The sequence below is a fragment of the Microcoleus sp. CZ3-B2 genome (assembly GCF_036705055.1).
Classification (GTDB): domain Bacteria; phylum Cyanobacteriota; class Cyanobacteriia; order Cyanobacteriales; family Microcoleaceae; genus Microcoleus.
In genome coordinates this window covers 1-13,751 of sequence record NZ_JAUBTN010000040.1, presented here as the reverse complement: position 1 = coordinate 13,751, position 13,751 = coordinate 1, and the positions used below count along the sequence as shown (strand labels likewise).

Genomic DNA, 13,751 nt, shown 5'->3' with positions numbered 1-13,751 from the left:
AACCTCTCATCTCTCCCAGTCCGTAGAGGCGGATTTTGCCTGTACGGGCGCGGTTTTAAACGTCACAGCTTTGTTTGCGATTGTGAAGAGCGATCGTACACAAACAACATACCACCGGTCGTAACTAAAGCCAAAACCGCAGGAACCAAAGGCATCCAGCCCCCCAAAATCAGAATTATCAGAGAAACTTGATACAACACAAAAATCATAGCACCGCTGGCGATCGTCAATAGCAAGGGCGATCGCCAACGCCAAGCCAACAACCCGCCAGTCACAGCAGCCAGCCACACAAAAACCGCATCTCCCCACTGAAACCGATCCCATTGAGGTAAAATCCACAATAGCGGCCTTTTATCAATTACAGCGCTGAGAATTTGACTCACCATATGAGCGTGAATCCAAACTGCCGGCATTTTACCGTAAGGAGTATCGAATTCAGTCTCAGAAACTTCCGAAGTATGACCGATTAAGACAATCTTACCCTTGACTAAATCCGGGTCTATTTTCCCTGACAATACTTCTTGCAGCGTCACCTTAAAAGCTGGTTTGGGGTTAGCGCGGTAGTTGAGCAATACTTGACTGACTTTTGGCTCTTTTAACGGTTGATAACCTCCTGTACGAGAGGCTAATCTTTTGAATGTAACACCGCCAATTACCCACTCTTCATTCTGGTTTTTTTCCAATCTTATGCCTTGATTTTCCAAAAATCGCGCCGCCAACAGAAAACTTAAGCTATTCGGAGCTTTGCAACTATCCTTGAAATTAGAAAGATTCGGGTGATAAGATAGAAGTTGGCGGCGAATACTTCTACCTTTATTGTCACGCGCTTCATCTGGCGGTAAATTGATAAAACCAATTTGATTTTCTAATTTACTTTGCAATAATTCTGGGGGTGGCTCCGTGATTTTGCGTGCATTGTAGGTGCAGACAGCAATGAGATTGGGATTCTTTTGAAAAAGGGCAATCAAATCTTTTCTGCCCGGTTCCTTTGGCGAATTTCGGTGCATATTCAAACCAATTGCTGCAGGCTTAAATTGGAGTAATTTGTCGATCGCCCTGGCTATAATAGCATCAGTTTGCGGATAGTCGTACTTGTCAACATCCTGGTTAGTCACTTGCACCACCAGCAACCGATTGTCGATTAATTCAGATTCCCGCTGCCTCATTAGTCGATCGAACATTGACAGTTCCAACACCTCCATCACCCCCAGAGAACGCGCTCCCATCACCGCCACGGTACAGGCCGTACTCGCCAAAATCACCGACTTCAAGGGCGAAAAACCCTTAACTGGCGGTCTTTTCTCATACCTAGGAACCGCCGTCAAATTTTCAGCAACAACAGGCGCATCGGACTCAATCAAAAAATCGCTCCACATCAGAGGCACCGCCGTCGGATGCTGCCAAATTACCGGCAACCAACTAGCACAAGGAAACTTATGCTCTAAATCCCCCAAACGGTTGCAAGCTTCCCTCTTTGCTGCATACAAAGACTTGCCAGCTACAAACTCTGTCAGAAAATATTTTAAAAATTCTTGAGCTACAAAATCCGGCACCAACTCCCGCATTAAAATCATTTGCGGAATCATTTGGAAATCATCTAATTTTGTCGCCAAACCCAACCCGTCACAGCAGTTAAAAATTGCTAGCTGCAAACCATTATCCACCGCTTTTCTCAAACCAACCCACAGCTCATCAATAGTTAAACAATCATCTTTATTGATATAAATTTTTCCCGTACCATCCTCAGTTTCACCGTGCCCCGCAAAAAATATAATATCCCAAGATTGTTCCCAAAGCTCGTCAGTAATCTCTTTGCGTTTGGGTTCTACTAAAACTTTAACTTCAGCATCAGGAGACAAATTTTTCAGGATTTTCTCATCTTCTTTGACATTAATATCAGGGCTATCTCCCAAAATAGCTAAAATTTTCACCTTAGATTTGCGGAGAGGTTTCTGAAACTGTAGTTTAACAAAGTTTAATTGACCAAGCGACGGTTCAGCTTTCGGAAAATTATCAAACAAATCCCACAACTGCCAAGGTAATTTGTGCAAGTTCGGATCTTCGGTGCGAATTAATACCCTAATATCTTCACGATCATTTAATTTCTCTCTCAGTCGCGTATCAATTTCTCGAAACTGTTCTGACTTCAGCCAAATATTCATGGCTGCTGCTAGTTGCTGGCCGGATTCCTGGCATTTCTTCAAGGAACTTCTAGTGTCTGCTTCTTTAACCTTAACTCGCCAAGAGAAAGATTTGGAGCGAAAAATTGTTTTATTACCCGCTCTTACCAGAGAATACAAGGCTGGAAAAATTCTTTTTTTATGGTTCCGGGAAGGCATTCCCAAAGAGCGATATTTTTGAGACCAATGTTGGTTTACTAAAGCTGCTAACTCGGGATTTGCAGGTAAAATGCTAGTAATGTCAGCCAAGGATTCGCCGTCATCCTCTTTGATTTCCAAGGTAACTCGAAAACCTTGGCTTGGCAAATTGCCATCTAATTTGAGATAAACTAACTTGCTCATAACACTTACCCCCTATGGATAATTGATGATTAGGTGAAAAACAATTCACTTTGGCTGAAATCACCCAAAGCAATTTTAACGCTAAATTGTTCTCCCGGTTCTGCACTCAACTTGAATAGCAAGCTATCGGTTTTATTAGCTCTAGCTTGCACCAAACTTTTTCCTCGTTCGTCCAACACTATCAATTCCACATCTTCGGGTAATTCAGTTTGGTTATCTGCCGGACAAAGTTCTATCAAGATATCAAGATTCCCATGATTTGTTGGCATTATTCCCAGCAGTAAATTAACTCTTTCTCCAGGCTCCAATTCTAGGGTTTTTATGCGTTTAATCTGAGTGACATTATTAGCAGGATTGCTCATCTCTAAAGTTTGACTACTCCTGAAATCAAACTGGAATTTTTGTCTTGATTCAAACACTTTTTCGGCGGCCTCCCAGCCGATGTCGAAAACATTATGCAACCATTGAATGAGATGCACTGGTTTGAGTTCGTCCAAGTATTTTGGCTGGAGTTCGTCCAGGTATTCTAGCAGGTTTTCGATGGATTCCAACTTACTAATTGGAACTTTTTCTCGATCGCCCTTTTTGACAAATCCCAGCAACTTCACCTCTGCCAGGGATTGGGCTATCTCCACGGCAACATAACCGATTCTGTCCGATCGCACTTCTGCCGGAATCGAGACAAACTCTTCACCCTCACGTACAGGGCGGCACTCCAGCTTACCAAGATTTTTGACCTCCAAATCTGCAACATCCATGAATTTCTGGATCGCAGGATTCCAGATATTGCTAGCGGTCAAATCAGTGTCTATTTCCATACACTGAAAGTAAAAATCCACTGCGTGCACCGCCAAAGCATTCAGATAAACCTGTTTGGCTTTTTTCGGGTCTGTTTGTTGCTGCGAGAGCCTTTGAGCGCTCAGGTGCGCTGCTGGGGCGATCGGCATTGTCAAAACTAAATCAACTTCTGTGTTATTCATGATTACTCCCTGCTTTTGGTACATAATGTTCTACAAGTATTCTTTGAATCTGGGCGTAAATTTCTTTACACACCTCTGATAAAAAGTGCTCAAACTAGAAACGTTGACTCCTAACTCATCGGATATTTCCTGCCAACTTTCATCTTTTATAACTTTCTTCACCAACAAAAATTTAAAATTGACCTGCGGGTACTTTCTCATCACTTCGCCTTCAAAAAAACCTCCCGGATCTTCTAGGATGACATCGCTCAAAGCAACTTCAAATTGACAAAAATTATTTTGAACTTGCTGCTTTTCAATTAGATTGAAAACTTTCTCTATATCTCCGCAGTATACAGTTAGCAACTCTTTTTTACCTATAACTTTAGGCGTAGCTTGCTGAAAACATTTAAGCATCAAGAAGTTGACCCACTGACTGACTTCTTTCTCAGGTCGATAGTTGTGAATTTCCCGGCAAATTCGCAACGTTAAGTCCGATTTGGCTTCTGCACAAATTGCCCGATAAATTTCGGGGGTAAATTTTGTATTTCTGGGACATTTAACGATTTTGTATTTTTCAACCTCCGCCATAAAATTGGTCATAGCTAGCCGTTGCCCTAAAGTTTTAGGCTGGTGATTTTGAGCAGCTATGGCTAGCTGTTTGAGCCGATCGTCAATTTCATCCTTAGTAGGCATCTCTTGTTCCAAGGGTACTCAAAAAAATAGTCGGCAAAGCGGATGCAGGTGGCCGGAGATTGGTTAACAAGCCGATCGAGATTGACTGGCGCCCATCCTCCTGCATAGCCCTCTATTTGTCTATCTGTGGGGATCTGGGATTTTTACGCAAAACTTCTGCAAAAGTTACAAAACTTTACATAACTCGCAAATTTTTGGGTGCTGTCACTGGTGTTGGTGCGTCAGGAATCCAGCAGTGCGGACGTTTCAGCCGGCAGAAGAGATTAGGCTTGTTGCTACTTACCAGGAAGAGCCTGGTAATGCTTCTGAGGCGAGGAAGGCTTAGAGGATAGAGAGAGGACTGTAGGAGGTGTTTAAGTTATTAAATTTTCGTTCCTAAGCACCCTACAGCAGATGTTTGGGGTTGGTTTTGGGCGATCGAGCTGCAGGGAAGGCGGCACACCCTACGGGAAATATTTGGCATTTGTCTTGAATGCTATAATCGAGCTCGCCAGCACAGGACGATCGCACTTCCAAAAACGCTTATTACACTCCGAAAAAGATGCTGTCGCCAAATGCGCCGTTAATACCACTGCAAAAAAATGCAGCTTTAGTCAGTGATTCTCAATCGTTGCAAATCAAAAATGGTATACCCGCCTCAAAACCATGCACCAACAATCCCCGCAGCAGCCTCAAAAACACGCGACTGCCAAAAAACTTAAAACAGCTATTTTTTACTGTTTGACAGCAATATTTTTCTGTTGGAGTACCGCGAACCTCCCTACAATTGCCCAAAACGCAGACCCAGGCGGGCTTAACGGGCAAGAAATGAGAAATTTGCTCGATCGCGGAAACCTCACCGAAGCCGTCACCAGAATCGAACAAGACTGGGAAGAAGACTATCAAAAATACTTGCAACAAGACTTTGGGGCCCGTGCAAAAACCGCCGAAGCAATATCAAAAACCCTCTCCCGTCTAGCAGCTCAAACCAAGAAAAAACCAGCTTTAATTTACGCCATCCCGCGCACAGACCAACTCGAATTAATCTTGATATTGCCCGATCGCCCGCCAATTCTCCGCAGCCTCCCATCCGCCAAACAAGAAACATTACTGTCAGCAGTCAAAAAATTCAACAACGAAATTACCAACCCCGCCAAACTCAGCACAACCAGCTATTTAGAAGGAGCCCAACAACTTTATCAATGGATAATTGCACCCCTAGAAACAGATTTGCAAATAGCAAAAATTGAAACCTTGCTGTTTTGTGTCGGCGAAGGTTTGCGAACCGTACCCCTAGCAGCAATGCACGACGGAAAGCAATTTCTGATCCAAAAATACAGCCTCGCCCGCATCCCCGCCTTCAAATTCACCCACACTAACTACGCCAACCTCAAAAACACCCAAGTCTTAGCAATGGGAGCATCTATTTTCTCAGAAACGGCGAACAAACAACCGCTACCGGCAGTCCCGTTAGAATTAAGGACGATCGTCCAAGAGTGGCCAGGTAAATCTTTTCTCAACGAAGATTTTACCATTGTCAACTTGCAATCGCAGCGCCTGCAACAAAGGTACGGCATCATCCACCTCGCCACCCACGCCGAATTTCGCCCCGGAGCTCCCAATAACTCTTACATTCAATTTTGGGACACCAGACTCGGACTCGATCAAATGAGAGATTTAAAATGGAACAATCCGCCTCTGGAACTGTTAGTATTGAGCGCCTGCAGAACCGCCTTGGGAGACAAAGAAGCAGAACTCGGATTTGCCGGTTTAGCGCTGCAATCGGGAGCAAAATCTGCCCTCGCCAGTTTGTGGTACGTCAGCGATGCGGGAACTTTGGCGCTGATGAGCGAGTTTTACGAGCGCTTAAAAGTCAACAAGCCGAAAGACCCTCCTATTATTAAATCTGAAGCTCTCAGGGAAGCACAAATTGCTGCGATCGAAGGTAAATTAACCATAAATAATGGTCAATTGCAAAGCTCTAGGGGCGAAGTTTTTTTACCTCTGTCTGTCCCTCAACTAGACAGCAAAGATTTATCGCATCCTTATTATTGGGCAGCTTTTAATATGATCGGCAGTCCTTGGTAAATTCTGACTGAAAATGGCTAAGTTAAAATAACGTTATCCCTCCTCTAATGCAACCATTCTCCGATCGCATATGACCCAAGCAACCACGATCAACACTCAACTCATCGATACCCTCACCCAAATTATCCTCGCTCTCACCGAGGAAGAGCGCCACATCCTGATCCATAAACTTCTAACTCCAAATCAAACTTCAGACACTACAAAGGTCGATCGAGAAACTCTGAAGCAGGAAATCGCTATCGGCGCCGGGCAGCTTCAGACAGGACAATATACAGAGTATGATGACTCTTGTCTGCCGAATCTTCTGGTGACTATCAAACAACGGGGGCAACAACGCCTAAAACAGGAGTAAGTACCTGTGAATCGTTATCGCCTTTCCCAGCAAGCCGAAAAAGATTTAGAAGATATATGGATTTATTTGGGACAGCAGGATGAAATTGCCGCCGATCGCCAACTGGCGCGACTGCTAGATCGCTTTCCCATGCTTGCCCAATTTCCGAATATGGGGCGACAGCGAAATGAACTCCTCACAGGATTGAGAAGTTTTCCTGTCAAACCTTACATTATTTTCTACAGAATTCTCCTAGAAAAAGTCGAGATTGTGAGAGTCCTGCATCAATCGCGGGATATAGAAGGACAATTTTAGCGAGCGAGCCAAATGCCGACTTCTCGATCGCCTATCTATCTTTCTGAACGTAACTCTTGACCGATCGAGGTGATAAACTGTAGAACATATAGTAATTCAATTCCTGTAGCTGCAAAAAAACCGCGTACCGCAAACCTTTCAGCAACATAGCGGGGGTCTTCTAGAGAAAAGAAAAGATGAAAAAACTAGAATTTTTACTGCAGAAAGAAGGCGATCGCGCCTGGTTGCCCCTAGAAACCGCCGACGTGGAAATTCTAGAAGGCAAATACCGCGTCGTTGCTCGCATCCAGCACCCCAACACCGACATCGAAATTCGCGTCACCTACACATCCTTCGAGGGAGTAGTCCCGCAGCGGAAAGTCCAAAGCCGATCGGCACGCACCAACCCCGAAGGATTAGTCGTGATCATTCCCTACACCAGACTCAAACCGGGAATGTGGGAACTCTCCTGCTTGCCAGATCCTCGATCGACACCAGCAAAACCTTGGCAGTACGGCGTGCAATTGGAAGTATTGCCCGCAGAATCGGAAACCTCCGAACCCCTACCGCCGACGATCGACACCTCAGAACCTGCCACTATCCCCTCAGACTCACAAATCGCAGCACCGGTCGATCGTCCTGCAACCCAACCCCCAGCCCCACCGCAGCCTCCCAAAATCTACCAATTCCCCAATCCCCAAACCACCCCGGAGCCTCCGCCCCAACCCCCAGTCAAACTCGAACTCGAACTCATACTCGATCGAGAAACCTTCGTCACCCAACTCGGCCGCCCCTTAGTCATTTCCGGCAAAATCGACATTTCCCAACCACCCCAAACAACCAGAAAAAAAGCAAATCTCATCTCTGAATCACAAACAGAAGAACTCAAAAAACTCATCGGTTCAGCAGAAATACAAATCTACCTGCGCGACCCCCAAACCTCAAAAATACTCGCCCAAATCCAGCAGCAGATGCCAGAACAAGCTCCCCCCTGCATCTTTGCCTGCGTCACCTACATCCCCAGCGAGTGCAAAAGTCGCCTAATTTTAGGAGAAGCAATACTCAGCAGCGGAGGCGTTCCCCTAGCCACCAAACTATTTACAATAACCGCCCGTTTAGAGCACCTTCTAGAAGTAATTAAAGAAAATTTCATCGAAGAAAAGCATCAAGCCGAACTCTCCCCAACAGCCTCAAAACAGCCTCGGAAGACCACAAATTTATCGTTTCTCAAGCTAGTAGAAAAATCCTTAGAGCCTCCATCCCCTGCCGAAGTTTCAACAAACGAACCCTTACCGCCTCAACTGAATTCCCGCCAAACTGCAAGTGCCGGCGGTTTAGAATTGCCCGCATTCGGTAACAAACTGCCCGAGGGGGGCCGATCGCAATTGCTCGAAGAAATCTCCAATCCCCGTCAAACAGTCGCCGGGGCGATCGACCCACAAACCAAACCCTCAGACATCCCAACAGCCGCAGAAACGGCCGAAGATCGAGCGATCGACAAAAAACCCGAAAACACCCCGGAACCAGAAACAACAGCCCCAGAAACCCCGCCACCAGCCTCAAAACAGGCATTTCAAACCCTAAACGTCGAGAATAGATTTTGGTCGCGACTGAGTTCCCTAGCCAGCAACGGCGAATCCCCCGAATGGCTCAAAGCAACCACCCTGTCGCCAACTCCAAAAGCCGCCAATAGCAGCGACACCATAGCCGTAGTGGAAGAAAGCAGCCCAACATTACAGCAACGGGCGATCGGGAAAACAATTTCCGAGCCCAAATATATTGGCCCGGAATCCAGAGAATTTGTAGTTTTTGACGAGCCCCCACAGCCGAAACAAGTTGCTCAAAAAACCACAAAACTCGAAGAATCAACTGGGCCAACTCCCTACGTTTTGCCAGAAGACGAGTTAGTACCGATGCCCGTCTTAGAATTGCCGCGCGCCCAAATCCTCGCGGGCCAAGCTGTAACAGTGAAAGTGCAACTGCCGGAATTGATGCCCCGGATTTATGTGAAAGTTTGGGTATTCGATCGACAAAGCTACCTGATTCTCGACGGGCCGCGCTGGATTACCGAATTTACACCTAACGGCTTGGGAAATGTCAGAGCAAGTATCGAGTTAGAAATTCCCTACGGCTGCATGGAAGTCGAATTTGAGGCGATCGCCGTAGAAATGCAAACTCAGCGAGAAAGTCACAAAATCAGCGTTCACCGCCAAGTTTTGCCCCCAGCCGGCCCCCTTTTGCCCCTGGATGAGTGAACCCTGCATTCATCTCTCTCTTCTCTTTCTCTGTGTTCTCTGCGTTCTCTGCGGTTAAAAAATTCCGAAATCAGTAATCGTAGCCAGTAGCTAACCCTGATTTGGTATTACTGCAAAAAAATCGGGAAATGGAGGCGAGAAATCTCAGAATATTCCCGGTTTCTCGCCCCCGCGCCCAACTTTTTATATCGTTTCCGGTTGCATCGGAATAATAAAATCGAGTCAACAATTAATACTCAGTAGGGGCGGTGGATGGTGCGTGCCCGCCCGTCAACAGTCAACAATTCCCCAGGAGTGCAACCGGAATTGATATTATCTACTTACCGGCCAACTGCCGAAACTTCTTCTTAAACTTATTATTGTACACATAGATCGATCGCTGCAAATCCTCAAATTGCAGCGACATCTGGGCCGCCAAACCCCTGCGGTTCCAAACATCCTCCTGACACTTGCGGCGGCAAAAATTCATCGGTTCCGAGTAAACTTGAGATGTTGATAAAGTCGGTTTCGGCCCGCACCAATGAATCACAGTCGCCAAGGCGCGATCGCCCGCAGGCCCGCTTGACTCAACCGGAAACCGCTTTTTCACCAAATCCCGGTCAAAATCCGGCATCAAAAACTGCATATCCACACTCTGCACCCGCAGCCGACTTTCCCCGGCCACCCGGAAAATCATAAAGTTTAAAAAAACCATTTCTCCGTACTTAAATATCCCCGGATTTGCAACCGTAAAATCTAAAATTTCTACGTATTCTTCCAAATTAAAAATGCCGCGTTTAGCAAAAAAAGTTCCGGTGCAGAAATAATTGGCTCGGTATTGCGACCAGTTAAAACTGGGAAAATGTTTTTCAACACCAGGAATGTCAAAGAAAAACTTGGAAATATCTGCATCCGAATTTTCCTGACCAGGTTGGTCTACAATAAAATCAAATTCCTTAAAATTAGCACACTTGAGAACATCACCCCAAACAATAATATCGACATCCAAAACCAAGAAATTTAACCGAGGACTTTCCCAAAAGGCAATCATTTTAGTTTTACCCCAACCAAAAATTCTCTTTCTCAAAACATCTTGGGAAACGGTTGTGCGATCGATTACTCGCACCCCGTAGGACTTTTCCAAAGCACTTACAGAAAACGTACCGTCAATCAACAGACAAATCGGCACATCTCCCAGGAAATATCGGATGCTAGCACAGCAACCCTTCGCAAACAGATAATCTTGGTCGCCGCAAGCAATAATAATACCGAAATCTTCCCTAACCCCTAATTCTTTTACTAAAACTTCCACCCGCAGCCTTTGGTTTTTTTGTTCCGACAGCACTATTTTTGAGTTGTGCATTTTCGCCCGCTTAGCATTAAATTCCTGCGATCGCCCTCCGCCAAAAACAGCCATCAAATCGCTATAAAATTTGGGTAGAGTTTGTATCTCAAGCAACACAGCATTCTCGGCGCGATTGGATATTAAGCAACACCAATTGCAGCCGCACTCAGAACACCCAAAAATTGTGTTAAAGTAGCGGTTAATTAAACCGGGCGACAGCTTGTCTCAAACATGACGATCGCCCGCGCAAGTCCCGACTCTTGGGATCGTCAGAAAAGCCAAATTGGTCAAGCCAGAAATTTGGCTTTTCTAGGGTACATCTACGAGTTATGAAAGCCCGCTGGCTCCCAGCAGGCCCGAAAATCGCCCCGCCAAAGGTCGCAGGGTTTAAAGTGAGGTTAAAAAGCTTGACATATTTGGCTCGAAAGCTGTATAAGGGAGGCGACAAGCAGCCCCGATCCTATCCTGATAACTGTCTATTAAGTCTGGCGTAGCCGAAGACTCAGGGTAGCAGTCAGTTTGAGGCAGATTGTGGCCGAACCCGCACCACCAATTATCGATCGCAGCTACAGCAATTAAAGCAAGTCTGGCGATCGAGAGATGAAATGAACTCCTTGGGGCGCAGGGAGTCTGCCCGGATCCCACGCACCCCGTGCGATGGGAGTGAGGACAAGATGGCTTGTCAAACCTCCATACGCTGCATAAGACCAACATCATTCAAAAATGGTAGAGGCAGCGGCGGTTGAAACGGGAAGCCCAGACTGTATGCTTCGCATAGCGTGTGGGTACGTCGCCCGGTGATGGTATAATCAACCGTAATGTAATGTGGACTTGACCAGAATTGATGCCCTTGCCGTAGAAAAGCCCAGCCCCTACGTTCAAGCGGAAACTAGACACCCCAACTGTGAGTCAGCAGCTATGGAGAGGTTCTATTCTATTGGCAGTTATTCTCAGCAGACAAGCAACCACAAAAATTACAAGTTGGGAATTCTCGATCGAGTTGAATAGAGTGTGAAGGTGTGAGGAAAATGAACAGAACTTTTTGGAATTTACTGCTAGTATCCCCCGCTATTCTGGGGCTATCATCAGTTGTCAGTACCGCAGCCCTAGCAGCAGAAGCGACCGCAACCGCTGAAGCCAACCAGCTAGCCACAGCAAAGTCATCCGAATCAAAAATTGCAGCATCAGTTGCAGAATTAGTTGCAGAACCAGTTGCAGCAGCCCCTGCCGCCCCAGAAAAGCTGGCTTTAAACAGCATCGCTCCGGCGGCCCAAACCCCGATCGCCAACTCGGACGACGCACAAAAACAGCCGGACAAACTGGCAAAAATTGAACCAGAAACCAGGGCAACAGCACTGCAAACAGCAGAAAGCGACATCGACTCAGCAGCCCCAATCGCAATCGCCCCCGCCACCACAGCGGCAGCGACTGAACCCGTGGCGGCAGCGAACACAGCCGAACCGTCGCCCCAAGCATCAGACTTGGCAGTGCAAAGCACCCCCACAGACACCGCTGCAAAAATTGAAGAACCGGCTGCCACCGCTCTCCCCCCAGCTACTGTCCCAGCTACTAAGGTAGAAATTGCTCAGACAGTACCCGGAGGAATGGGCGGCCCGATCGTCCCAGCAACACCCCAAGCCCTGCCGGCACAACAGTCAGGAACCATGTCCCAGGTGACATCGGTCTCTCAGCTATCCGACGTAAGGCCGACAGACTGGGCATTCCAAGCCCTGCAATCCCTAGTCGAACGCTACGGTTGTATCGCAGGCTATCCCGACGGCACCTACCGCGGCAACCGCGCCCTGACTCGCTACGAATTTGCAGCCGGCGTCAACGCCTGCTTAGACCAAGTAACCAAACTAATTAGCTCGTCAACAGGTACCTTCGTCACCAAAGACGACTTAGCCATCCTGCAACGCCTGCAAGAAGAATTTGCAGCCGAACTCGCTACCCTGCGCGGACGAGTAGATGGCCTAGAAGCTCGCACCGCAGAACTCGAAGCTAACCAGTTCTCCACCACTACCAAACTCTCAGGAGAAGCCATTTTTCTCGCCAGCGACACCTTCGGAGATGGTGTTGGGCTGCGGGACGACAAAACGGCCACCAACCTCGGCTACCGGGTGCGGTTGAACTTCAACACCAGCTTCAGCGGTCGAGACTTGCTCAGAACCCGCTTGCAAGCTAGAAACATCGCCAACTACGGTACAGCCAACACCGCCGGTACGAACATGGCTCGCCTCGCCATCGACGGCGAAGACGGCAACCAATTCTCCCTCGATCAAGTGTGGTATCGCTTTCCGGTAGGCAACGCTACAGTATGGTTGGGCCCGAAAGGACTGAGGCTCGATGACGTTGCCGAGCTGACTGCTCCCTTGGAAAGTAGCGGCAACGGTGCTCTATCCAGGTTTGGACGTTACAACCCGGCAGTGTTCCGCGGCCCCGAAGGAGCAGGTGCTGCTATCAAATACAACTTGGGCCCAGTGAAAGCCACAGTTGCCTATCTTGCCTCCGACGGCGACGCTCCCAACCCAGCCGACGGCCGGGGCGTTTTCAACGGTTCTTTCAGCGCTTTGGGTCAGCTCAACTTCTCTCTCGGCAAAGCTATTGATATTGGCGCAACTTACACCCGGAAATACAATCGGGGTGGCGATGTTGGCATCATGGGCGGTACTGGCAGTTCCTTGGCTAACCGGCCCTTCGGTCAAACATCCACCGCATCAGATAACTTTGGCGTACAACTTAACTTAAAACCCAGCCGCGGCTTCCAGCTTGGCGGTTGGTACGGTTACACCAAGGCTCACCAAGAACGGGGCGCAGACAATGACGCTACTGTTCAGAACGGTGCTGTTTTCTTGGCGCTGCCAGATTTTGGTAAGCCTGGAAACCTCCTCGGTTTTATCGCCGGCATCCCGCCAAAAGTTACTGAAAGCGATGTCGCCAGAGACCGCGACACCTCTTATCACTTGGAGGGTTTCTATCGCTTCCAAGTTAATGACTTTATTGCGGTGACACCGGGCGTTTACGTGATTCTGAATCCCGAAAACAACAGAAATAATGACGATATCTGGGTAGGAGTCCTGCGGACAACCTTTAGTTTCTAAGGTTTCCTGATATCTAGTTAAAACTAAAAGCGGCAGGCGACTGCCGCTTTTAGTTATTGGTCAGTTGGTAGTTGTTAGTTGGCAGTTGTCAGTTGTGAGTTGGCAGTTGTGAGTTGGCAGTTGTGAGTTGGCAGTTGTTAGTTGTTAGTTGTTAGTTGTTAGTTGTTAGTTGTTAGTTGTTAGTTGTTAGTTGTTAGTTGTT

The 13,751-nt window shown here is 47.2% G+C and carries 11 protein-coding genes; 7 read left to right on the top strand and 4 right to left on the bottom strand.

Annotated features, from left to right (window positions below; genetic code table 11):
* Window positions 1-62: 62 nt before the first annotated feature.
* The 3 genes from QUA97_RS17990 to QUA97_RS17980 are packed head-to-tail and all read right to left on the bottom strand — an operon-like array spanning window position 63 to window position 4,177.
* On the bottom strand, window positions 63-2,522 hold the full coding sequence (locus QUA97_RS17990; protein ID WP_333195435.1) for a CHASE2 domain-containing protein: 2,460 nt from the start codon (window positions 2,520-2,522) through the stop codon (window positions 63-65).
* Window positions 2,523-2,551: 29 nt separating this feature from the next.
* On the bottom strand, window positions 2,552-3,502 hold the full coding sequence (locus QUA97_RS17985) for a DUF1822 family protein (RefSeq protein ID WP_333195433.1): 951 nt from the start codon (window positions 3,500-3,502) through the stop codon (window positions 2,552-2,554).
* 30 nt (window positions 3,503-3,532) lie between these two features.
* Window positions 3,533-4,177, bottom strand: a complete 645-nt coding sequence (locus QUA97_RS17980; protein WP_333195431.1) for a hypothetical protein — start codon at window positions 4,175-4,177, stop codon at window positions 3,533-3,535.
* 393 nt (window positions 4,178-4,570) lie between these two features.
* Here QUA97_RS17980 and QUA97_RS17975 point away from each other — a divergent pair, with 393 nt between their 5' ends.
* The 5 genes from QUA97_RS17975 to QUA97_RS17955 all read left to right on the top strand — a co-directional run bounded on the left by QUA97_RS17975 (window position 4,571) and on the right by QUA97_RS17955 (window position 9,124).
* Window positions 4,571-4,777, top strand: coding sequence for a hypothetical protein (locus tag QUA97_RS17975; protein WP_333195430.1), 207 nt, complete (start codon window positions 4,571-4,573; stop codon window positions 4,775-4,777).
* Window positions 4,778-4,822: 45 nt separating this feature from the next.
* The gene (locus tag QUA97_RS17970) at window positions 4,823-6,244 is read left to right on the top strand and encodes a CHAT domain-containing protein (RefSeq protein ID WP_333195428.1); all 1,422 of its coding nucleotides are present in this window, start codon (window positions 4,823-4,825) and stop codon (window positions 6,242-6,244) included.
* 70 nt (window positions 6,245-6,314) lie between these two features.
* Complete coding sequence (locus tag QUA97_RS17965; RefSeq protein ID WP_194069523.1) at window positions 6,315-6,596, top strand: hypothetical protein; 282 nt, start codon at window positions 6,315-6,317, stop codon at window positions 6,594-6,596.
* 6 nt (window positions 6,597-6,602) lie between these two features.
* Window positions 6,603-6,890, top strand: a complete 288-nt coding sequence (locus QUA97_RS17960; RefSeq protein WP_194069524.1) for a type II toxin-antitoxin system RelE/ParE family toxin — start codon at window positions 6,603-6,605, stop codon at window positions 6,888-6,890.
* Window positions 6,891-7,066: 176 nt separating this feature from the next.
* Window positions 7,067-9,124 (top strand): hypothetical protein, encoded by a 2,058-nt coding sequence (locus QUA97_RS17955; RefSeq protein WP_333195426.1) that lies wholly within the window; start codon window positions 7,067-7,069, stop codon window positions 9,122-9,124.
* Between the two features lie 316 nt (window positions 9,125-9,440).
* Here the strand turns inward: QUA97_RS17955 and QUA97_RS17950 are convergent, their stop codons facing one another.
* Window positions 9,441-10,565 carry a hypothetical protein gene (locus QUA97_RS17950; protein WP_333195424.1) on the bottom strand — a complete coding sequence of 375 codons (1,125 nt, stop codon included), beginning with the start codon at window positions 10,563-10,565 and terminating at the stop codon, window positions 9,441-9,443.
* A gap of 708 nt (window positions 10,566-11,273) precedes the next feature.
* On the opposite strand from QUA97_RS17950, the gene QUA97_RS17945 reads away from it, so the two are divergent.
* Together QUA97_RS17945 and QUA97_RS17940 are read left to right on the top strand one after the other, a co-directional pair.
* Window positions 11,274-11,456, top strand: coding sequence for a hypothetical protein (locus tag QUA97_RS17945; protein ID WP_194071194.1), 183 nt, complete (start codon window positions 11,274-11,276; stop codon window positions 11,454-11,456).
* 20 nt (window positions 11,457-11,476) lie between these two features.
* Complete coding sequence (locus QUA97_RS17940) at window positions 11,477-13,549, top strand: iron uptake porin (protein WP_194071193.1); 2,073 nt, start codon at window positions 11,477-11,479, stop codon at window positions 13,547-13,549.
* Window positions 13,550-13,751 lie beyond the last annotated feature (202 nt).